General features: G+C 71.3%; 16 protein-coding genes. 7 read left to right on the forward strand and 9 right to left on the reverse strand.

Features of this window, described 5'->3' with window-relative positions:
- Positions 1-69: 69 nt before the first annotated feature.
- Positions 70-270: a hypothetical protein gene (locus ACWENQ_RS14610; RefSeq protein WP_449927783.1), complete on the reverse strand. Its 201-nt coding sequence runs from the start codon at positions 268-270 to the stop codon at positions 70-72.
- A gap of 732 nt (positions 271-1,002) precedes the next feature.
- On the opposite strand from ACWENQ_RS14610, the gene ACWENQ_RS14615 reads away from it, so the two are divergent.
- Both ACWENQ_RS14615 and ACWENQ_RS14620 read left to right on the forward strand, forming a co-directional pair.
- The gene (locus tag ACWENQ_RS14615) at positions 1,003-2,001 is read left to right on the forward strand and encodes a hypothetical protein (RefSeq protein ID WP_452414495.1); all 999 of its coding nucleotides are present in this window, start codon (positions 1,003-1,005) and stop codon (positions 1,999-2,001) included.
- Positions 2,002-2,062: 61 nt separating this feature from the next.
- Positions 2,063-2,371, forward strand: a complete 309-nt coding sequence (locus ACWENQ_RS14620; protein ID WP_452414497.1) for a hypothetical protein — start codon at positions 2,063-2,065, stop codon at positions 2,369-2,371.
- A 111-nt stretch (positions 2,372-2,482) separates the two neighbouring features.
- Here ACWENQ_RS14620 and ACWENQ_RS14625 read toward each other — a convergent pair whose 3' ends face one another.
- Positions 2,483-3,040, reverse strand: coding sequence for a hypothetical protein (locus ACWENQ_RS14625; protein WP_452414498.1), 558 nt, complete (start codon positions 3,038-3,040; stop codon positions 2,483-2,485).
- Positions 3,037-3,885 carry a DUF2867 domain-containing protein gene (locus ACWENQ_RS14630; RefSeq protein ID WP_452414500.1) on the reverse strand — a complete coding sequence of 283 codons (849 nt, stop codon included), beginning with the start codon at positions 3,883-3,885 and terminating at the stop codon, positions 3,037-3,039. Before ACWENQ_RS14630 ends, ACWENQ_RS14625 begins: the two co-directional genes overlap by 4 nt.
- A gap of 14 nt (positions 3,886-3,899) precedes the next feature.
- On the opposite strand from ACWENQ_RS14630, the gene ACWENQ_RS14635 reads away from it, so the two are divergent.
- Entirely contained in the window at positions 3,900-4,520 is a 621-nt protein-coding gene (locus ACWENQ_RS14635) for a TetR/AcrR family transcriptional regulator (RefSeq protein WP_449927774.1), read from the forward strand.
- 82 nt (positions 4,521-4,602) lie between these two features.
- Here ACWENQ_RS14635 and ACWENQ_RS14640 read toward each other — a convergent pair whose 3' ends face one another.
- Positions 4,603-5,664: a serine/threonine protein phosphatase gene (locus ACWENQ_RS14640; RefSeq protein WP_452414502.1), complete on the reverse strand. Its 1,062-nt coding sequence runs from the start codon at positions 5,662-5,664 to the stop codon at positions 4,603-4,605.
- Between the two features lie 544 nt (positions 5,665-6,208).
- Positions 6,209-6,514 carry a LysM peptidoglycan-binding domain-containing protein gene (locus tag ACWENQ_RS14645; RefSeq protein ID WP_449927770.1) on the reverse strand — a complete coding sequence of 102 codons (306 nt, stop codon included), beginning with the start codon at positions 6,512-6,514 and terminating at the stop codon, positions 6,209-6,211.
- 1,715 nt (positions 6,515-8,229) lie between these two features.
- On the opposite strand from ACWENQ_RS14645, the gene lexA reads away from it, so the two are divergent.
- Positions 8,230-8,937 carry a transcriptional repressor LexA gene (lexA, locus tag ACWENQ_RS14650; RefSeq protein WP_354916687.1) on the forward strand — a complete coding sequence of 236 codons (708 nt, stop codon included), beginning with the start codon at positions 8,230-8,232 and terminating at the stop codon, positions 8,935-8,937.
- Positions 8,938-9,501: 564 nt separating this feature from the next.
- A complete protein-coding gene (locus ACWENQ_RS14655; RefSeq protein WP_452414503.1) occupies positions 9,502-10,605 on the forward strand; it encodes a MalY/PatB family protein in 1,104 nt (367 codons plus the stop codon).
- A 462-nt stretch (positions 10,606-11,067) separates the two neighbouring features.
- Here ACWENQ_RS14655 and ACWENQ_RS14660 read toward each other — a convergent pair whose 3' ends face one another.
- The 3 genes from ACWENQ_RS14660 to leuS all read right to left on the reverse strand — a co-directional run bounded on the left by ACWENQ_RS14660 (position 11,068) and on the right by leuS (position 17,472).
- Positions 11,068-14,175 (reverse strand): S41 family peptidase, encoded by a 3,108-nt coding sequence (locus ACWENQ_RS14660; RefSeq protein WP_452414504.1) that lies wholly within the window; start codon positions 14,173-14,175, stop codon positions 11,068-11,070.
- Positions 14,176-14,363: 188 nt separating this feature from the next.
- The gene (locus ACWENQ_RS14665) at positions 14,364-14,885 is read right to left on the reverse strand and encodes a DUF1697 domain-containing protein (RefSeq protein WP_449927764.1); all 522 of its coding nucleotides are present in this window, start codon (positions 14,883-14,885) and stop codon (positions 14,364-14,366) included.
- Positions 14,886-15,021: 136 nt separating this feature from the next.
- On the reverse strand, positions 15,022-17,472 hold the full coding sequence (leuS, locus tag ACWENQ_RS14670; RefSeq protein WP_449927762.1) for a leucine--tRNA ligase: 2,451 nt from the start codon (positions 17,470-17,472) through the stop codon (positions 15,022-15,024).
- 545 nt (positions 17,473-18,017) lie between these two features.
- Here leuS and ACWENQ_RS14675 point away from each other — a divergent pair.
- The gene (locus ACWENQ_RS14675; protein WP_452414506.1) at positions 18,018-19,586 is read left to right on the forward strand and encodes a hypothetical protein; all 1,569 of its coding nucleotides are present in this window, start codon (positions 18,018-18,020) and stop codon (positions 19,584-19,586) included.
- A 49-nt stretch (positions 19,587-19,635) separates the two neighbouring features.
- Here ACWENQ_RS14675 and ACWENQ_RS14680 read toward each other — a convergent pair whose 3' ends face one another.
- Positions 19,636-20,877: a cytochrome P450 gene (locus ACWENQ_RS14680; protein WP_449927758.1), complete on the reverse strand. Its 1,242-nt coding sequence runs from the start codon at positions 20,875-20,877 to the stop codon at positions 19,636-19,638.
- 125 nt (positions 20,878-21,002) lie between these two features.
- Between ACWENQ_RS14680 and ACWENQ_RS14685 the strand changes: the two genes are divergently transcribed.
- Positions 21,003-22,199 (forward strand): beta-ketoacyl-[acyl-carrier-protein] synthase family protein, encoded by a 1,197-nt coding sequence (locus ACWENQ_RS14685; RefSeq protein WP_452414507.1) that lies wholly within the window; start codon positions 21,003-21,005, stop codon positions 22,197-22,199.
- Positions 22,200-22,301: the final 102 nt, after the last annotated feature.

Below are 22,301 nucleotides of genomic sequence, written 5' to 3' on the forward strand. Positions count from 1 at the left end.
GTCGTCCGCGGAGATCGCCATGTGCCGCCGCGTCCAGCCGTCCAGCTTGGCCGAGGTCGTGCGGACTCGTCAGCGGCCGGTCGCCAGAGGGAACGCGCGTAACGACGGCGGGGGCGCGCACCCGCGCACGGGTCGGGCGGCGTCCGGCTCCTCCTTCGGGACAGGCGGCAGGCTCGGCCCGCCGTACATGCCTGGCGTCACGACCCCCAGGAAAAGCACCGTGGGGAGGGTCCAGGGCCGCAGGAAGGGCAGCCACGCGTCGATGTTCATGCCGCCCCTCCGCTCGCCTCGGCGATGTTGCATCCATCCCATCAGACGGCACCGACATTTTCGGGGCCCAGTTGCCCGCACCTCCTGCGGCTGTCTCCACGGGGCTCCCACGCCGCTTGGCCGAGCTCACCGCGACCCACGCATCCGCCGGTCACGCGCCTCCAGCGGACCCATCGGTCGGATCTCCACCGCGCCCTACCGCCCGACCACGGCCGTCAACCAGACGCAGGAGCCAGACCACAGCCCCAGGGAACGCATGACGCGGAGCGGACGCGGGCCGGGCACAGAACACGTGTGGCGCGGATGCGAGGCGGGCGCAAAGCGATGAGGGCGGCACTTGGGATGAGAGGGCCATCCGAGGCCGGTGCGAACTGAGTGAGTGCGGGCGAGCCGGATACGAGGCGGGCGCGAAGCGATGCGGGCGCTGACGATGCGAGGCCCATGCGAGGCGGTGCGAACTGAGTGAGTGCAGGCGAGCCGGATACGAGGCGGGCGCAAAGCGATGAGGGCAGATGCGGGGGATGCGGGGCGAGTGCGGACTGAGTGGGAAGCGGATTCGGGATGCGGACGGGTGAGAACAGATGCGGGCGGGGGCGGGGTGCGAAGGTTCCTTCTTCCGGCGTGGGTGGCCCACGCGTCGGGCGTGGACCGCGCTGGTGGGCGCGATCTGCTGCACCATGGGGGCCCGAGCCACCGGCCCGCTGCCCCTGACAGCGAGATTATGATCACCCCATGCGCGCGATTAACACGTTTTTATTGATCACCTGCCTAGCCGTCGCGGGCTGCGGCACCACAGGCGAGACTTCGCTGCCCGGCGGCGGGCTGCGCGAGGTCATGGGCCGGCTGGCCGCCGACGGGCCCGCCGCCACCTACCTCGACTACGGTGACATGGCCCACTGGCGCGCGCTGGGCGTGGTCACGGCCGACGGGCTGGGAGACGACCGGCGCTGGCTGGCTGCCGTGGGGTACGGCTTCGGCGACCTCGCCTCGCGCATCGATCTCCTGCCCGAACGAACGGGGATCAAGGCGTTCGCGACCGACAGGGCGGTGTCCGTCGGCCGTCCACCCGACACCGCGGTCAGGATGGAGGGCGGCCTCGACGCCGCGGCGATCAGCGAGAAGCTGACCGCGCTCGGCGCCAAGCCGCGCACGATCGGCGGGCAGGAAGGACTGACGTTCGCTCCCGACCACGAGATCAGGCAAACCAGGCTGACCGCCGAGTTGGGCCTGGTGACCCAGCTCAACCAGGTCGTGGTGACGCGGTCCGCGCTGGTGGCAGGAGCGGCCGCGGCCCCCGTGGCCGCCGCCCTGGGTGGCGGCGGCTCCTCCCTCGACGACAGGCCCGAGCACGTCGCCGTCGCCGAATGCCTCGGCGATGTCGTGACGGCCACCGTCTTCGCGCCGCAGCAGCCGGCGGGCGTCAGCCTGTACGGCGTCGGCCTGCGGCGTCCCGCCGGGCCGGGCGACCAGGCGGTCAACGTCGTGTGCGTGCTGCCACGCATCGCCGAGGTGACGCAGACGTTCACCTCCAGGTTCACCCTGCAGGCCCAGGTCGGGGGCAAGCCGCTGGCGCAGCTGGCAGACAAGGTCGAGCACGACGAGGTGCGCTCGGGGGACCTGACCGTACGGCGAGCCACCGTGACCATCAAGCAGGGAGGTCCCGTGACGCTGGTCCATCAGATGCTGCAACGCGTCGAGCTGTCCAGGCTGGCCGATCCCGCCGCGCCCTGACACGGTCGGGCCGGCGTGACCCGTACACCCGCATGGGACGGCGGCGGTTGATCATTGGAGGATGAGACCCGAAGTGCAGGCCTTCATCGCCGATGGCCCCCTCCCTGACTGGGACGCCGAAGAAGAGCAGATCGATAGGCGCGACAGGCAGCTCCGGGCGATCCTCGCACCGGTGACGGCGGAGGAGGCGAAGGCACTCGCCGCCTGCTTCGGCCCGGACGACTGCTACGGCGTCTCCTGGACGCTTCTGCATCTCATCGAGACGGGCCCGAATCCGGTGCTGACGGCCCGGCCCGCCGCTGACGCCAACGAATGGCACCAGAGGCTGTGGATTCGAGCGGTCAACGGAGGGCTCGTACACGAAACCTGACGGCTTGGCAGGCGAGGCGCCTTCGGCATCGGCCCGCAACGTCACGCGCCCGCCCGTGCCGGCGGTCTTGTCCGGAGCGTCTCGCCGGCCTCCCAGGATCTCCCCAGTGGATCATGGCTGCAGCCGGTACCTGTCTGTCTTCGCCGCGGCGCCCCGGAGCAGCCCGGGTGCCAGCCGGCGATGGACGGCGGACAGCGGAGGCCACACGGCACGGCCGAGGCGGCGGTCATAGCGCAGGAACGTCCCCAGCGACACCCGCCTATCGGCTGCCTGGACGACTAGGTTGCCGGTCACGAACCAGGAATCGGCCTCGAGCCGGATCCAGTCGTCGCCGCGTTCGGCGATCCGCCATCCGGCCACAGTGTCCGGCGATCGCCCTCGGCTGATGCGGAGACCGAGGAAACCACACCAGATCAGCCGCTCCGCGGCATCGGGAACGTCACCGAACATCGCCCGAGCCCACTGCTCCGGTGTGGCGTCCACGTCCGTGAAGAGAGTGAAGTGGTCGACGTAGTCGATGCGGGACAACGAGCTGAGAGCGAGAACGGACTCGGGGACGTCGCGCGTTCCCACGGTGCCTACCACAGTGCCTTTCACAGTGCCTCCCAGGGCGCCTTTCACGAAGACTTTCGCGACGCCTTTCACGGCGCCTTCCGCGACGCCTTTCACGGCGCCTTCCACAGTGGCCGCGCCGCCGCCTGCCGTACGCGGCCGGCCACGGTCCCGCCACGCGCGTTCCGCCTGCCGAGCGAGTGTGGCAGGACGATGAGGTGCCGGAACGGCGCGATAGCGACCATGTACAGCCGTCCGGCCAGGCCGCCGGGGTTCACGAGGACCGCCGTTCGCAGCTCGTGCCCGCCACCCAGCCCAGGTACGTGACCGTGCGGACGGTCTTTGTTCGCCAGTCCGAGAGCGCATTCGTCGTCGAGCTCGTACACCGGGGTGAACGGCGCGAACCCCGCGCCTGAGCCAGGTGTGGCCGCGCGGAGGTTGCTCGGCAGGCGGTCGCGTAGTGACGGGACCTGTCCCCCGATGTCCGCATTGGGCTTGTCCCCCTCGAAGAGGGCACCGAGTTTCCAGCGCACCGCGAACGGCGACCGAAGGAGCCGGAGTCTCGCCCGGCGCCCGACGCCTGGATCACGGCGAAGCTTCGTGGGGAAGTGATCCAGCCCGGCGCCGGGAGCGCGGATCGCCCAGACGTCCTCAAGTCGGAAATCGCCGGAGATCTCGTGGATCCGCCAGGAGCGACGGGTGTGCGCGGTATCGGGGAGCCTCATGGCCGTGACCGCCTCTCTTGCAGGGTGGGAATGCGTTCGCCCAGGTCGCGAGCGGCGGCCGGAGCCGGCCGAAGAAGCGTCTCGCGCGTCTGGTGCGTGCGTCCGACGGACTTCTCGACGCGCCCGGGCCGCGGGTGGTGAAAGGCGACATGACCGCCGGTCATCTCGGTGTCTCCATTCATTCATACGCCACCGTATAAAATGAGAATAGCCCCTGTTATACGGGGGCGTATACATGGTGGAGAAGTGAGGTGAGACACATCGTGGGCGCAACTCGCACGCCGCGTGACAGGTGGATCGAGGAGGGGCTGCGGGCGCTGGCCGCCGGCGGCCCGGACGCCGTCCGCGTCGAGGCCCTGGCGAAGAGACTCGGCGTCACGAAGGGCGGGTTCTACGGGTCCTTCGCCGACCGCGACGCGCTGTTGGAGGCGATGCTGGACGCCTGGGAGCGGGAGAGCACGGACGAGGTGATCGACCGTGTCGAGCGCGAAGGCGGCGACCCGAAAACCAAGATCGAGCGCGCGGGCGTGCTCACCTTCTCCGACGACCGCCTGCTGCCCATCGACCTCGCGGTCCGGGACTGGGCCCGGCGCGACGAGGGGGTCGCCGAGCGCTTGCGACGGGTGGACAACAAGCGCATGGCGCTACTGCGGGAGATGATCGGCACCTTCTGTTCCGATCCCGACGAGGTGGAGGCCCGCAGCATGCTTGCCTTCTGCGTGGCGATCGGGGAGCACTTCCTCGCCGCCGACCACGGCGACCGCACCCGGGCCCAGGTCCTCGCCCGCGCCGCCGACCTGCTGCTCAACCGCCCCCACGAAGACCACAACAGCCAGGTGTCGTCCCGGGTGGCCGGCCACGATGACGCATGAGCGCGGCGGCAGGTCGGTCCGCGATCCCGGCGCGCCTCACCCGGCACATCCCGGGGACGCCGCGGCGCGCGCGGGCGGGCTGTCAGCGGGACAGGGCGGAGCGCGCCCGGTGGATGTCGGCCGCCGGGTAGGGTGCCGTCCTGGTCTCGTCGAACAACGTGCCGTAGAACTCGTTCATGACGGCGGCGACGGGCGCGTGGCGTCTGAGGATCTTCCCGATCGGCTCCGGGACGCCAGGGAGGCTGTCACCCTCGGCGCACCGCCGTACGAGATCAAGGAGCTCCGCCCGGTCAGCCGGGCGGCTCAGAGCGATCACCAGCCGGTTGACCAGTTCCCGGGCCGTGTAGGACTCGTCGTGGCCGGCGTTCAGGCGGAGGAAGTCGCGCTCGGCGCCGGAGAGCTCGAAGCGTGGGGAAGACGCCAGGCCGAAGTCGGTGAAGTACAGGCGGCTGCCGTCGGTGAGGATGTTGCCGAAATGCGCGTCGAAGTGGAGCAACCCGTTCGCGTTCATGAAGGAGACCCCGGCGGCCAGTTCCCGTTCCAGGAGGGAGCACGCCGATTCGACGGCGTCGCCGCCGAGGGCGGCCTGCACCTCCAGCCACCGGTTGACGTCCTGCGGAACGTACTCCAGGAACAGCACGACCGCGGCCGACGCCTGCGCGAGCGCCTCCAGCCGCGCGCGCACCGCCGGGGAGGACTCCCAATACGCCGCGGCCTCCTCCAACGCCGCTTGTTCTCCGGCCGTCGCCATCCGGGCCGGCTCCCGCAGCACCCGCCAGTGGTGCAGCAGCGGAAAACCGTCGAAGTGGCCGCCGAGCACCCACCCGGTCGTCATGACGTGCGCGGCCAGCTCGCGCCAGACGCCGGACCCCGACCCCAGCCCGAGCCCGTAGTGGCAGAACGTGGGAAGCCCGAACAGGTTCGCGGTGGACCTGGTGTTCTCCGGCCGCCTCTCCAGGTCGGTGAGGGGGACCCGCTTGACGAAGACCGGCCTGCCCTCGACCTCCAGGAGCGCGGTGGGACCGCCGACACCGGCTCCGAGGGGTGGGGCGGCCTCCACCAGCTCGGCCAGCCGTCGGTCGGCGAGCAGCCCCAGGGCGGTGGAGACTGCACTATGGCGAGCCAAGCGGGCGGCACGGGACATGTCCGGCGCATTCCTGGACGATTCAGTCACAGCGGTCCTCGTTTCATGATCGTCATGCGGACGCTACCGTGTGCGTGTCCACAATCGATCAGCCGGGAGCCGCTTGAGGGCAGGACGCATGGGGCGATCAGTCGCTAGATCCTCCGTGCACACCGCCTTCAGCAACGCTTGTGTCGGCTCCGCCGGCTCGTGGATCGGGCCGTCTCCGGGCCGGCAACCGCCGTTCGGACCACGGCTGCGAGCGGCTCTTTCGATGCCATCGCCGCCGCCCTGATGGGCTGCCGCCGACATTCCCATGAGACGGCGTCGGGCCACCCCGACCGCGACGGGATGCCGTCGGCGGCTTGGCGCTCCGTCCGTCCGATGCCGTCACGCACTCGTGTGTGCACGCTGAGTCGGCAGTCGGCGGTCGGCGGGCGGTGGTCGGCGGGCGGTGGTCGGCGGGCGGTGGTCGGTGGTCGACGATCGGGGAGGCACGGGGGCGGTTCGTGTCGGTCGCACGCGCGGGCGCCTGCCGTCCCTCCGGTCCGGAATCGCCGGTCGGTCAGGGAGCTTTGTCGGGGAGGTACAGCCGGCCGCCCGGACGGATGAGTGAGCTCTCCAGCCCGTTGAGCCGCTTGATCTCCTCGGCGACGGCGGTGGGGTCGTCGCCCGGAGAGATCGCCGCGGCGATGGTCCACAGCGTGTCGCCCTTCTCCACGATCACCCACGGCAGGCCCGCGTGTCCCGCACTCGTCGTCTCCTGAGCCATCGCCCAGTTGGTCGCCTTGGCTCCGAGCACGAACCCGCCCAGGGACAGCACGGCGAACAGCCCCACGACCGCGACCCTGCCTCGCCTGGTCAGCCTCATGGGCGCCGTGAGCCGCACCGACTTCCTCGCCTGTCGCTCCCCCGCCAACTTTCTTGGTTGTCGCTCCGCCGCCGACCTCCTCGCCTGTCGCTCCCCCTCCGACCTTCTTGGTTGTCGCTCCCCCGTCTGCCTCCTCGACTGTCGCTCCTCCGGCGCGACCACCCGAAGCGCTCCCCGCGTGTGGCGCGCGCCCGACCGCGGCCGCCTGCCACGACCCGTACCCGCCCGTTGCTCTTGCGCGCGGACCGTTCCAGGCCTTTCCCCCGCCCCCGCCTCGACGACCTGCGCCCGGCGAGCCGGACCCGCGACCGCCTGCCCCACGCGACCCGAACCCCCATCCACCTGTCCCGTGCGTGCCCGGCCAGAGAGCTCCTGCGCCTCCCACGCCGAAGCCGCGACCGTCTTTCCTATGCGAGCCCGACCGGAGACAGGCTGCCCCTCCCAGGCCGAAGCCGCGGCCGTCTCTCCCGTCCGAACCCGGCCGGAGACCGACCACCTCTCCCAAGCCGAAGCCGCGGCCATCTCTCCTATGCGAGCCCGACCCCGGAGCGACTGCCCCTGACCATCGCGGCTTGAACGCGTCGCCCCTGCTCGTCCAGGGCGTGCGAGCGCCTCCCGCACACGGCGTGCCCCCGGTCCCGGTTCTTTCGTCTGCAGGTTCGCGGTCGGCGTGTCGCCCGGCCGACCCCTACCGGCCTGCGCGTGCGCGGCGTCAGGGGGAGCCTCGCGCCCTTGTGGCGCGGGCCTCCCAGGACCGCCGTCCATCGCGCCAGGTCGCCGCCTGCCCCGAAGCCGCCACCCGCCACGCAGGCCGCCGCTCTTGCCCCTTGACGTGAGCCGCTGCGGCTCGCGCCCGCCACGCGCCACGTCACCGCGACCCGTCCCACCCGACCGGCCGTCACCGCGACCCGTCCCACCCGACCGGCCGTCACCGCGACCCGTCCCACCCGACCGGCCGTCACCGCGCCCCGTCCCACCCGACCGGCCGTCACCGCGACCCGTCCCGCCGGACCGGCCGTCACCGCGACCCGTCCCACCCGACCGGCCATCTCCGCGCCCCGTCCCGCCCGACCGGGCGTCTGCGCGCGCCTTCCGCTCTCGCCTGCCGTTCATCGCCGCCCCCGTATCTGTGCTGTCGTCTGCCGGGCCGGGCGCACCCTCCCGCACACCCGGCCCCGCCACCCCCTGGTCGCGGACGACCCGCAACCGCCCGCCTCCTGCCCCGCGTGGTCCCGTGGACTGTCCGCCCGATGCCCCTCGCGACCCGGCAAACCGTCCACCCCCAACCTCGCGCGGCCCCGCGGGCCGTCCGCCGATCTGCTTGTCCTGGCCTGCCGTACCTCGGGGTGGAGGGACCAGGCGGAGGCGCCGGTCTCCTGGTACGGCAGGGCGCCCGCACTCCTCCCTGGTGATGTCGGCGATCAGGGTGAGTTGCTCGTCTTGGCCGGTCGAATCTGTCGTCGTGGTCGCCCGCACTGATGACCTCCCGCCACCGTCGACCCAAGGAAAAGGTCAAACAAAGATCAGTGAATCGAACACGGTGTCGATCGAACTCCCGTACGATGTTGTACACCACGTCACCGACGATTTCGAGGAAGACTCGAACAATTGTTTGAAGTTGATCTCCATCGGCGGTACGGTCGCTGTGTGCGACATGAAGACCACGGACCGGAAGGGTGGGCCGGTGAGGCAGGCCGCCGGGCGAGGAGGAAAGCATGAGCGAGCCGAATGACGGCAACGGCGTCAGCGACCTTGCGGTCCGCCGTCGCGACTCACTGGGCCTGACGCCCAGGCAACGCAAGATCCTTGAGGTGATTCGCGACTCCGTCCAGCAGCGCGGCTATCCGCCGTCCATGCGTGAGATCGGCGAGGCCGTGCAGCTGACCAGCACGTCCAGCGTGTCTCACCAGCTGACCGCGTTGCAGCGCAAGGGCTACCTGAGGCGTGACCCGCACCGCCCTCGCGCCCTTGAGGTGAGGCTGCCGGGTGAGCCCGTGCTGTGGGTCGACCCCGATGCCAGCGAGGTCGAGTCGCAGGTGAGCAGGCCGACGGCCGCCTACGTTCCCCTGGTCGGTCGCATCGCCGCCGGTGGCCCCATCCTCGCCGAGGAAAGTGTGGAAGACGTCTTCGCGCTGCCCAAGCAGCTCGTCGGCGAGGGCACCCTCTTCCTCCTCCAGGTCGCGGGTGACTCGATGATCGAGGCAGCGATCGCTGACGGCGACTGGGTGGTCGTACGGCAGCAGCCGGTGGCCGAGAGCGGTGACATCGTGGCAGCCATGATCGACGGCGAGGCGACGGTGAAGACGTTCAAGCGCAAGGACGGCCACGTCTGGCTGGTGCCGCACAACGCCAACTACGACCCGATCCCCGGCGACGAGGCCAGCGTCCTCGGCAAGGTCGTCGCAGTCCTGCGCCGCCTCTGACCGCATCTCGCCGCTCGATCGGCCCTCACCTTTCCCGAGGGTCGATCGAGCCGGCGTAGCCCTGGCCGGTGGGACCGACACAGCCCTGCCCAGTCCGGAATGCCGTGTCGCTTGAGTGTCCGTCGCTTCCGCACGCCGACGCCCGGAATGGCCTGTCGCCTGGCTGTACGCCGCCTCCGCATGCCGATGCCCACGCGCGGATCCCGGCTCCTACCCGCGAGCGACGCCTTCGGGTGGAACATCACCCGACCCGCGACCGACGTTACGCACGGAGCAGCGACCCGACCGGCGGCCCAGTCGTGCACGTCGGCGGCCGGATGCCGACGGGCCGGGTGGAGCCGTACCCATCGAGGGGCGCGCGTCCGAACCCCAGCCCACAGTTCGGGGAACGGACTGGCCATCTCTTCATGCGTTGGTGCGAGGGCTCTTCCAGGCATCCCGCTATCCGGACTCGGGCGCGAGCTGGTCGCACAGAACCCTCCGACGCTCGGCGACACCGATGCGTTCGATTTCCGGCAATCCCGGCCCATCGGACATTTCCCGGGTCTGGGTGACACTGATCGGGTGGACGACTTCTTCCCCCCGCCCGCCAAGGACGGCCTGAAATGGGCGAGCGCCGGTCCCGATGTCATCGCCTGCTGGATCGCCGACATGGACTTCGCCACCGCTCCCCCGATCGTCGAGGCACTCCAGCGGCGTGCCCGCGGGGACCTCGGCTACCCCACCTGGGCCGCCGACCCGCAGGCCGGACCGCTGGCGGAGACCTTCGCCGAGCGCATGCTCACCCGGTACGACTGGCCCGCCGACCCGGCAGCCGTCCGCACCTTCTCCGATCTCAACCAGGCGCTCCAGGTGGTCCTTCATCTCGCCACCGAACCCGGTGACAGGATCGCCATGCAGGTTCCGGCGTACCCGCCCTTCCTCGGCACGATCGAGGAGATGGGCCGCACGCTGCACACCGACCTGGCGGATCTGGCCGGCTGCCGCGCGCTCGTCCTGGTCAACCCGCACAACCCCACAGGAAAGGTCTTCACCAGGGACGAGCTCACCACCGTGGCCGAGCAGGCCGAACGGCACGACGTGCTGGTCATCGCCGACGAGGTCCACGCCGACCTGGTCTACTCGCCCGCCACGCACATCCCGTTCGCCACGATCCTGCCCGAACGCACGGTCACGCTGACCTCCGCGACCAAGGCCTTCAACCTCGGCGGTATCCGCTGCGCGCTGGCCCACGTCGGCTCGGCACGGGTCCGCGACGCGCTCCAGTCGCAGCCCGCCTTCCTGTACGGCGGGGCGAACATCTTCGGCGTCGAGGCCACGGTCGCCGCGTGGAGGCACGGCGACGGGTGGCTGCGCGACACCATGGCGGCCCTGGACCGCAACCGGCGTCTGATCGCCGAGCGGGTGCCGGGGTACGCGATGCCGGAGGCGACCTATCTGGCATGGCTGGACATGCGACGGCCGGGGATGGCGGAGGCGCTGGAGAGGGAGGCGCGGATCCTGGTGAGTGACGGCGCCGCCTTCGGACCGGGCGGGGAGACCTACGTACGGGTCAACTTCGCGACGTCGACGGAGACGCTGGCGGAGATCCTGGACCGCCTGGCCCGGGTCTGGTCGCCGGACCCCGATACGCCCTACTCGTCGCGATCCCTTGCCGGACCCTGCTGAGGCCGAGGCTCGTCACGAGCACTCTGATTTCGGACAGCCGGGGTCGCACCGCGACACCCGGCACCTCCGGGGCGCTGAGCGTTCTCGGGGGTGGGCGTTCTCGGGGGTGGGCGTTCTCGAGGGTGGGCGTTCTCGAGGGTGGGCGTTCTCGGGAGGGAAGCGGCGCGACGAGACGCAGGCGATGCCGGTTGGAGCGGCGCCGATTGGAGCGATGCCGGTAGGAGCGATGCCGGTAGGAGCGATGCCGGTAGGAGCGATGCCGGTTGGAGCGGCGCCGGGATCAGCCTCCCGTGGTGCCCGCTGAGCCGCGCACGAGAGGCGGCCCCGACAGCTCCAACCGTAGACGGTCAGGCCCAGCAGCGCCGACCGCACGGAACGTCCGGCCCCCGGCAGTGCCGACCACACGGAACGTCCGGTCTCCGGCACTGCCGGGGCCCGCGCGCGACCCCGCTCAGCGGCCCGTCAGTTGCGGGTTGGGGGAAGGTCGGGCGGTGTGGCCGCCGGTTGCTGGTCGAGTGCCGCCAGCGCCAGTTCCACCGCCTTCTCCAGCTGCGGGTCCCGCCCCGCCACCCGGTCCTGCGGTGTGATCACCACCTCGATGTCAGGGTCGACGCCGTAGTTCTCGATGTTCCACCCCTCGCCGTCCAGCCAGAACGCGTACCGGGGCTGGGTGACGACCGTTCCGTCGACCAGCTGGTACCGCCCGTCGATGCCGATCACCCCGCCCCAGGTGCGGGTGCCGATGAGCGGACCGATGTTCCGGTTCTTGATCCCGGCGCTGACGATGTCCCCGTCGGATCCCGCGAACTCGTCCGTGACGGCGACGACGGGGCCACGCGGCGAGTCCTCGGGGTAGCGCATCGGCTCGTACCCGCGCGAGATCGCCCAGCCGCTCACCTTGCGTGACAGCTTCTCCAGCACCAGTTCGGAGGTGTGGCCCCCGCTGTTGCCGCGTACGTCCACGACGAGGCCTTCCTGCGGCATCTCGGTGCGCAGGTCGCGGTGGAACTGCGCCCAGCCGCTGGCGACCATGTCGGGTACGTGCAGGTAGCCGAGCCGGTTGCCGGAGGCCTGCCGAACGTAGGCGCGCCGGCTCTCGACCCAGTCGTGGTAGCGGAGCGCGGTGTCGTCGGCCAGCGGTGTCACGACCACGCGCCGGGTGTCGCCGCCCGAGGCGGGCCTGATCGTCAGTTCGACCGGCTGCTCGGCCGTTCCGGCGAGGAGGGCTTGCGGGCCGCGCACCTGGTCGACGGGCCGGCCGCCGACGGCGACGATCGCGTCGCCCTCGCGTACGGCGACGCCGGGGGCCAGCAGCGGCGAGCGGGCGGCGTGGTCGGAGGACTCTCCGGGCAGGATCCTGTCCACCACCCAGGCGCCGTCGCGGAGGGCGAGGTCGGCGCCGAGGAGTCCCTGGCGCCGCTTGGGGTCGACGGCGGCGCCGTTGGGCCGGGCGTAGGCGTGGGAGGTGGCCAGTTCGCCCTGCACCTCCCACAGCAGGTCGATCAGCTCGGAGTAGGCGCCGATCCGCTCGACGAGCGGGGCGTAGCGGGCCAGCGTGCCCGCCCAGTCGACGCCGTCCATGTCCGCGCGCCAGTAGTGGTCGCGCATGAGCCGCCCGGCCTCGTGGTAGGACTGCCGCCATTCGGCGACCGGGTCGATGGTGACGGTGATGCGGTCGAGGTCGACGCCGACGACCTCGTCGCCCTCGCTCGCCGCGCGGGTCTGCAGGCCGTTCTTGCCGTTGGTGACCAGGCGGGTGCCGTCGCCGCTGACCTCGAAGGCACGGACGTCCTTGGCGATCTCCGCTTTGGCGCGCTTCTTGAGGTCGTAGCGCTCCAGCACGACCTCCTCGCGTTCGTTGCCGTCGCCGAGCTCGCCGGCCAGCGGGTGGCGCAGCCACAGCAGGGCGTCCTTGGCGGTGCGCAGGTTGGAGTAGCGCCCGGCGGGGACGGGGACGGCGACGACGCGGGCCGGCAACCCCTCGGCGTCCACCTCGGTGGCGGGTTTGGCCTTCTTGTCCTTCCCGCCGTCGGGGGTGTCGGGCGACGACGGCGTGTCGGACTCGGCGCCGTTGAAGCTGCGGCCCTCCAGTGAGGGGGCGAACGGCGAGGCCGTGGTCGCCTGCAGCGGCACCAGGTACGGCTTGGCTCCGGCGGGGAAGGACAGGTCGAACACGTGCGCGTCGTAGACGGGGTCGAACGTCCTGATCGACAGGAACGCCAGGTGCTTGCCGTCCTTGGTGAAGACCGGGGCGTAGTCGCTGAAGCGCTGCGAGGTCACCTCGATGACGGAGGTGCCGTCGACGCGGCCCATCTTGATCTGGCGCAGCGGCTCGTGGTGCGGGTGCGACCAGGCCAGCCAGGCGGAGTCGGGCGAGAAGGTGATGCCGTCGATGTCGCCGTTGGCCGTCCGGTCGAGCTCCCTGGTCGCGCCGGTCGTGGTGTCGACGACGAGCAGGCGCCCGTCGTGACTGGCCAGCGCGACGTGCTTGCCGTCGGGTGCGACGGCCAGGTCGAGGACGCGCCCGAGCTGTCCGGAGGCCAGCGTGCGGATCTCGCCGCCGGGGCGGCCGATCTCCAGCGCGTCCTCTCCGGTCGCGTCGCTGATCCAGACGGCCAGGCCGTCCTCGCCGAGCACGCGCGGCAGCCGTACCCTGACGCCGGGTTCGGCGCGCAGCACGCCGGCGGGTCCGTCCCGGTGGGTGACCCAGTGGGCGGTGCCGCGGATCTCGACGGCGCTCGCCCGGCCGGTCGTGTCGGGCGCGAAGTCGGCGGCCCTGCTGGGCGCCGGGCGGGTGGCCCGCGCGGGCCGGGGCCCGCCCAGCCTGACCTCCAGCCGGTACGGCTCGCCGTCCAGGGAGTCGAGCGCCCACAGGTCGCCCGCGTGACTGTAGATCACCCGGGTGCCGTCGGTGGCGGCGTGCCGGGCGTAGAACTCCTCGTGCTGGGTGTGCCGGCGCAGGTCGGAGCCGTCGGGCAGGGCGGAGTAGAGGTTGCCGACGCCCTCGTGGTCGGCCAGGAAGGCGATCCTGCCGCCGACCCACATGGCCGACCAGTACTGCGCGATGCTGTCGGCGAACAGCCTGGTGAACTCGCCCGACCCGGTGGCGTCGATCCAGATCTTGGCGGCGGTGCCGCCCCGGTAGCGCTTCCACTGGGACGGCTCGCGCCACACCGGCGAGACCGTCACCACGCCGCCGCCCGCGTTGGGGGCGGCCTCGCTCACCCATCCGTACGGCAGGCGCTCGGCCTGCCCGCCGTCCAGCGGTACGGCGTAGGCCCACGTCCGGTCGCGTGAGGCCTGCCCGGTCGCGCTGATCGCCAGGACGCGGCCGTCGAGTGTCCAGCCGCGCACACCGGTGGAGGCGTGGCCCCAGTAGGTCAGCCGCTCGCCCGCGGCCCCGTCGATCTCCGCGGCGAACGCCTCGGGCGTGCCCTCACGCGTGCTGGTCCATGCCAGCCTGGTGCCGTCAGGGGAGAACCGGGGGTAGGAGACGGGGGCGCGCTCGGCGGTGAATCGCCAGGCCCTTCCTCCGTCCAGCGGGGCCAGCCAGACGTCGTCGTCGGCCACGAACGTGATCAGGTCTCCGTGCAGATGGGGATACCTTAGGTAAGCGCCAATTGTCACAGTTGCACACTAATGCTCGGCTGGTCGGCCGCCGCGGATTTTCCCTGCTGGAGCCGTACCGGCCGGGGCACCGGCGGGTAATGACCTGGATCTTCACGGCGGGCGCCGGCCGGATGCGCTACGAGCGAACCTCATCCGTCAGTTCCCGTCAGCTCCAGCAGCTTCGTCACGGTGTTCCAGTTGCGCATCGTGCCGGTGTTGTCCGACCTCTTCTCCAGCAGCGGCGGCAGTTTGGGCCGGGCCAGGCCGTCGGGGAAGTCGATGTACAGTTCCCGCTCGCCGACCCGCATCACCTCGGGGGCGTAGTCGGCGGGGTCGATGCTCTCCAGTTCCTCGCGGTCGGGCGCCCGCGACAGGAACACGACCGCGAACCTGGCCGGGTCGCGCACCTCGAGGGGGTTGCGCTCGACCACGGCCCGCAACTCGGCGGCCGTGCGCACCATCACCGCCACCGGCGGCTCCAACGCGCCGCCGATCGCCTTCTCGATCCGCTCCCTCGGCTGCGGCTCGGCGGTGAAGACGGCGTTGCCGCTGCGCAGATGGGTGCGGACCGCGGTGTAGCCGAGGTCCTCCAGCATCGCGCGCAGGGCGGCCATGTCGACCTGGGTGCGGGGGTTGACGTTGATGCCGCGCAGGAAGGCCACGTATCGCATGTCTCGCACGGTACGCCGCATACCTGACAGCTCCTGGCAGGTAGGACGGAAAGCAGGGAGGAGCGGGCGGAAAGGCGGACGGCCACCGGGTCAGCCCGGTGGCCGTCGTGCCTGCCGTACGGGACCGCCAGGATCCCTACGGAACGATGTTGACCAGCTTCGGCGCGCGGACGATGACCTTGCGCGGCTCGCCCGGCACCAGCGCCCGCACCTTCTCGGAGGCCAGTGCCAGCGCCAGCAGGTCGCCCTCGGAGATGCCGGGCGAGACCTCCAGCCGGTCGCGGACCTTGCCCGCGACCTGGACGACGCAGGTCACCGAGTCCTGCACCAGCAGCGCCGGCTCGGCCACCGGCCAGCCCGCGTGGAAGACCGAGCCGCCACCGCCCATGCGCTCCCAGCCCTCTTCGGCGGTGTACGGCGCGACCAGCGACAGCATGACCGACAGCGCCTGCGCGCCCTCGCGGACGGCCGGGTCGGCCGCGCCGGGACCGGAGTCGATGGCCTTGCGGATGGCCGAGGTCAGCTCCATCATGCGGGCCACCGCCACGTTGAAGCGGTGCGTCTCGACCAGCTTGGTGACCTCGTCGACGGTGCGGTGCGTGAACTTGCGCAGCTCCAGGTCGCCGCCCTCGAAGGAGACGCCCGGCTCGCTCGCCACCTCGGTGAAGACGCGGAAGGCCCTGGCCAGGAACTTCTGCGAGGCGGCGGGCGAGACGTCGGCCCAGTCGATGTCGTCCTCCGGCGGACCCGCGAACACCATCGTCAGGCGGACCGCGTCGACACCGAACGCGTCGATCTGCTGGCCCAGGTCGACGCCGTTGCCCAGCGACTTGGACATCGCCTTGCCCTGGTTGATGACCTGGCCCTGGTTCAGCAGCCGGGTGAAGGGCTCGGTGAAGTCGACCATGCCCATGTCGTGCAGGACCTTGGTGAAGAACCTGGAGTACAGCAGGTGCAGCACCGCGTGCTCGACGCCGCCGACGTACTGGTCGATCGGGCCCCACTTGCGGACCTTCTCCACGTCGAAGGGGCCCTCGGTGTAGGTCGGGTCGGTGTAGCGCAGGTAGTACCAGGAACTGTCGACGAAGGTGTCCATCGTGTCGGTGTCGCGCTGGGCGGCGCCACCGCACTTCGGGCACTCGACGTTGACCCACTCGGTCGCGCCGGCCAGCGGGGAGATGCCCTTCGGCGCCAGCGCCTCGCCCCGGAGGTCGGGCAGCGTGACGGGCAGCTGGTCGTCGGGGACGGGCACCTCGCCGCAGTCAGGGCAGTGGATGATCGGGATCGGGGTGCCCCAGAACCGCTGGCGGGACAGCAGCCAGTCACGCAGGCGGAAGTTGACCGTGGCGGTGCCGGTGCCGCGCTCCTCCAGCACCTCGATGATCTTGGCGATCGCCTCGGCCTTGCTCAGGCCGTCCAGCGGGCCCGAGTTGACCAGCTGGCCCTCGCCGGGGGTCGCGATGCCGGTCTCGCCCGGGTCGGCCATGCCGGTGTGGACGACCACCTTGACCGGCAGGTTGAAGGTGCGGGCGAAGTCGAGGTCGCGCTGGTCGTGCGCGGGCACGGCCATGATGGCGCCGTGGCCGTAGTCGGACAGCACGTAGTCGGCGGCCCAGACGGGGATGCGCTCGCCGCTGACCGGGTTGATCGCGTAGCGGCCCAGGAAGACGCCGGTCTTCTCCTTCTCGGTGGACAGCCGCTCGATGTCGCTCAGCTTGGCGACCCGGCGCCGGTAGACCTCGAAGGCCTCCCTGTGGATGTCGTCGCAGATCTCGTCGGCCAGCGCCGAGTCGGCGGCCACCACGAAGAACGTCGCGCCGTACAGGGTGTCGGGGCGGGTGGTGTAGACCGTGACGGGCTCGTCGCGGCCCTCGATCTCGAAGCGCACGTCCGCGCCGGTGGAGCGGCCGATCCAGTTGTTCTGCATGGCCAGCACGCGGTCGGGCCAGCCGCCCTGCAGCTGCTCCATGTCGTCCAGCAGGCGCTGCGCGTAGTCAGTGATCTTGAAGTACCACTGGGTCAGCTCGCGGCGGACGACCTCGGCGCCGCAGCGCTCGCACCGGCCGGCGACGACCTGCTCGTTGGCCAGCACGGTCTGGTCGTTGGGGCACCAGTTGACCAGGCCGCCCTTGCGGTAGGCCAGGCCGCGCTCGAAGAAGCGCAGGAACAGCCACTGGGTCCACTTGTAGTACTCGGCGTCGCTGGTGTGCAGACGCCGCGACCAGTCGAAGGAGATCGCGTAACGCTTGAACGAGGCCGCCTGGGTCTCGATGTTGGCGTAGGTCCACTCCGCGGGGTGGGCGTTGCGCTTGATCGCCGCGTTCTCGGCGGGCAGGCCGAAGGAGTCCCAGCCGATGGGGTGCAGGACGTTGTAGCCGCGCTGGAACCAGTAGCGCGCCACGACGTCGCCCAGGCCGAACGCCTCGGCGTGGCCCATGTGGAGGTCGCCAGACGGGTACGGGAACATGTCCAGCAGGTAACGCCGCTCCCGGGTGTCGGCGGCGTCCTCGCTCGCCCGGAAGGGGTCCTGCTCCTCCCATCGCTGCTGCCACTTGGCCTGCAGCGCCTGCGGATCGTACTCACTCACGGCGGTTTTCCTTCGGTTAAAAGATGTGACCCATAAGAAAACCCCTCGTTCCCGCAACGAGGGGTCGCCGCGACGGCGGGAGTTCAGCTCGACGGCCGTCGCGGCCCGCTAAGCAGCTGGGTCGCGGAACGCACGTGTCAAGACTAGCGCAGCCGACAACCGCTCGTCTTCCGTGGAAAGCCATGTCCGGGCCGGGATCCCCGGGCACAATGGACGCTTCCGCTCCTGCGAGACCGGATGGTGATGTATGCAGCGCTTCCCGGCCGCGCCCAGTTCGGTCCTCGCGCTCCACACTCGAGTATCTACGCCCCGTGTGACCTCTTATGTCCCTTTAGTTTACTCTCGTCACCGTGGCGCGCTCAGCTGAGCCCGGATGGGACCCCGACGGCCTGCCCATGCAGGACCCGCCGACCGATCCCACTGGCTTCTCACGTTTTGCTGCGGAACCACCGGCTTCGCATGAGATCATGCCGGGTGCGTCCAATCCGGACATAACCTCGGGAGGTACGGCAGCAATGGCAACGGAGAATTCCGGAGCGTCACCCTTGCCGCCGTCCTGGCCCGACGTGCCGGCGTCGCGGCCCGACGCCCGCGACGAGCGCGGCCCCGGCGCGTGGTCCGACACGTCACGTCACGAGCCCGTGCCGACCGCGTGGCCGGAGGCCTCCCGCATCGAGCCCGCGTCGGGATCGTGGCCGGAGGCGCCTCGCGCGAACGGCTCGGCCCCCGCGTGGCCCGAGCAGGCGCCGCCCGCCCGCGAGCCGCTGCCCGCCTGGTCGAACCTGTCCACCCCGGCGCCCTGGCCGCCCAGGGACTCCGCCGCGGCGCCGCCCGCGCCCGACCCGCTCGGCGGCATCGACCCCGCCGACCCGCTCGGCGCGGGCACCAGCCCCTCGCACCCCCGGCTCAACCCGCCGGCCGGCAACCCCGCACCCGGGGGCCACCCGGGCGGCCCCGTCCAGAGCGGCCCCGTTTACGGCGATCCGCGCCAGGGCGCGCCGGCGCAGGGCGGCCCGCTCCATGGCGATCCTCTCCATGGAGGTCCGCATCAGGGCGCCCCGCTCGGGGCCGACCCCAGGACGATGGGCGCACCGGCCGGTCACCCGCAGCCGGGCGGTCACCAGCAGGCAGGCGGTCCGCTCATGAACGCGGCCGACGCCGCGGGGCCTGCCGCGCCCGGCCCGATGACGGGCGTCCCCGGCGAGCAGCGTCCCGGCGCCCAGCTGAGCCGTGACCCGTCCGACCCCGACAACCGATTCGTCACCGCGGGGCAGATCAGCGGCTCGCGCACCCCGCCGCCCGAGCGCCAGCAGGAACTGTGGAACACCGTCTTCGGCGACGGCGACGAGGAGGCCATCGGCGCCGAGGACAGCGACGACGACGGCCCCGGCAAGCCCGTCTGGATCTACGCGCTGGCCGGCTCGATCGGCATCGCGCTGGTCGCCGCGCTGCTGTGGGCCTTCCTGGCGGGCCCGCTGGCCAAGGAGACGTCGGCGTCGCCCGCCGCCGAGCCGTCCCCGACGGCCTCGACCGCCAAGCCGCCCACCAAGAAGCCGTCCGTGGGACGTCTGCCCAGGTTCCAGGGCACCCCCTCCCCCGTCATGGGCGTGACCGCCGATTCCACCGCGGGGATCTCCGTGCCCAGGCTCGGCGGCCCGTGGAAGGCCGACGTGCGCACCACCATGAAGTCCACGTACGGCTACAGCACCCGCCAGTTCGCCCCCGCCGGCACCGACGCGTCGGGCAAGCCGGTCGTCGCCCAGGTGATGACGGGCCCGCTGCCCGCCAGGCTGGCCGGCACCTACTCCTCCCCCGACGACCTGGAGCCGGTGATCAAGGCCGTGGTGGTGTCGGCGCGCAAGCTGTACTTCGCCACCCCGAACATCGCCAGGAAGACCGCCACCCAGACGCTGAAGGTCGGCGACCTGCCCGCCCAGCTCAACGCCTACGAGGTGACGGTCAACGGGGCGAAGACGACCGTGGTGGCCGCCGCGATCAACACGGGCGCGGACGTGCCCGCGATCGTCTACATGTCGGTGCCGTCGGAGCACAAGGAACTGCTTCCCGACATCAACAGCGTCTTCAAGCAGATCAAGCCGACCGCCGCTTCCTGACCTCACGCCGGGGAGAGCCAGGAGGCGGGGACGGCCGGGCCTGACGGCCTCAGAACGTGCACTCCATGTGCTTGATGCCGTTGATGAAGGCCGAGTGGAGCCGGTCGGGCTTGCCGCCCTCGATCGCGGGCACACGGCGCAGCAGCTCGCGGAACATCACCGTGATCTCCCTGCGGGCCAGGTGGGCGCCCAGGCAGAAGTGCGGGCCCGGCCCGCCGTAGCCGACGTGCGGGTTGGGGCTGCGGGTGATGTCGAAGGCGTGGGGGTCGGTGAAGACGGCGGCGTCCCTGTTGGCCGACCAGTAGAACAGGACGGCCTTCTCGCCCGCCCTGTAGAGGTGCCCGTTCATCTCGACGTCGCGCGTCACCTTGCGGCGCATGAAGTTGACCGGCGAGGCGAGCCGGACGATCTCCTCGACCGTGCCCGGCAGGTGGGCCTCCATGTCCGACAGCAGCAGGGCGCGCTGGGCGGGGTTCTTGGTGAGCAGGCGCAGGCCGTAGGAGATGGCGTTGCGGGTGGTCTCGTTGCCCGCCACGACGAGCAGGATGAAGAAGGAGCCGAGCTCCTGCAGCGTCAGCCGCTCGCCGTCGAGGTTGGCGTTGACCAGCGCGGAGGTCAGGTCGGACGTGGGGTGGTCGGCGCGGTGGGCGGCCAGGTCCTGCACCAGCTGCTGCAGCTCGAAACCGGCGTTGAGCAGGCGGGTGGCGACGTCGCCCACGTCGGAGCCGATGTACTCGGGGTCGAAGCCGCCGAGGATGAAGTTCGAGCGGTCGAAGACGAACTGGTAGTCCTTCTCCGGGATGCCCATCATGTCGCAGATGATCTTCAGGGGCAGCCTGGCGGCCACCTCGGTGACGAAGTCGCAGCCCGGGCCCTTGGCCAGCAGGTCGTCGACGATGCGGGCGGCGGCCGCCTCCACGTCCGCCTCGAACTGCCTGATCATCTTGGGCGTGAAGGCCCTGGACACGATACGGCGCAGCCTGGCGTGCCGCGGATCGTCCATGTTGATCATCGAGCCGAAGTACTCGGTGAACTCGGGCGGCATGTCGGGGATGTTGGTCGCGCCGCCGTCGCCCGAACAGAAGACCGCGGGGTTGCGGCTGGCTTCGAGGATGTCGGCGTGCCGTACCAGGGCGTGGTAGCCCGGACCCTTCGGCGCGAAGGACACCTCCATCTCCTCGAAGAAGACCGGCCCGTCGAGCGCGCGCAGCCGGGCGAACGCCGCCTCGCGCTCGGCCATGGGCAGCGCCCAGAAAGCCTGGTCAGACAGGTCGAAGTCCACGAGCCTCATGGGCACCATGGTTGGCGAAAGTGACTACTTACGTCAAGATTATGTGCGCGTTCGACAAGATCTGGAGCCCACGTTCGTCTGTTACGGCATCCACGCGGGCGATCACCGCCCTGCAGCGTGGAGGTATGAGATCTGATGTGGTGATCACCGGGCTGGGCGCGACCACCCCGCTGGGCGGGAACGTGGCGACGACGTGGGAGGGGCTGCTGGCCGGCCGCTCGGGCGTCGGCCCGACGGAGTGGGACCTGCCCGCGCGGATCGCGGCGCGGCTGACCGACGACCCCGCCGAGGTGCTCGGCCGGCCGCTGGCCCGCCGCCTCGACCGGTGCGAGCAGGTCGCGGTGGTGGCGGCGCGGGAGGCGTGGGCGGACGCCGGCCGTCCCGAGGTCGACCCCGTACGGCTGGCCGTGGTGATCGGCACCGGCACCGGCGGCGCGGTGACCATGCTCGACCAGGACGACATCCTGGAGAAGGAGGGCGTGCGCAGGGTCTCGCCCCACACCATTCCCATGCTCATGGCCAACGGCCCGGCCGCCTGGGTCAGCATCGAGCTGGGCGCGCGCGGCGGCGCCCACGCTCCGGTCAGCGCGTGCGCGTCGGGCTCGGAGGCGATCGCGATGGGCCTCGACCTGATCAGGCTGGGCCGGGCGGACGTGGTCGTCGCCGGCGGCGCCGAGGCGTGCGTCCACCCGCTGACGATGGCCGCCTTCGCCCAGGCCAGGACGCTGTCGAAGCGCAACGACGAGCCCACGCGGGCCTCCAGGCCGTTCGACGTGAGCAGGGACGGCTTCGTCCTGGGCGAGGGCGCGGGCCTGGTGGTGCTGGAGCGGGCCGCGTTCGCCGCCGCGCGCGGCGCGAGGGTGCTGGCCACGCTGGCGGGCGCGGCGGTCACGTCGAACGCCGTCCACATCACCGCCTCCGCCGTCGAGGGCCAGTCCAGGGCGATCACCACGGCGCTGCGGGAGGCGCGGCTCGATCCCGCCGACGTGGGGCACGTCAGCGCGCACGCCACCTCCACCCCCGAGGGCGACCCCGTGGAGGCCGAGGCGATCGCCGGCGCGGTCGGCCGGCACCCTTCGGTGACCGCGATCAAGTCGATGATCGGCCACCTGTGCGGGGGCGCGGGCGGCGTGGCGACGGTCGCAGCCGTCCGCTCGATCGTGGAGGGTATGGTGCCGCCCACCATCAACGTGGAGAGCCTCGATCCGGCGATCGAGCTCGACGTGGTGCGCGGGACGGCGGCGCCGCTCCCCCGCGGGGCGGTGCTCGTCAACGCCTTCGGCTTCGGCGGCCACAACGCCAGCCTGGTGCTGGGACGCTAGCCAGGATCTCCCTCTCCCCTCCGTCCAGCGCTCGCCCTCCTCCTCGAAGACCCTCGTCCCGAGGTCGGCAGGGGCGGTGAAAACGCGTTGAGCCGGGTGCGC

It is taken from the genome of Nonomuraea sp. NPDC004354, assembly GCF_053602555.1.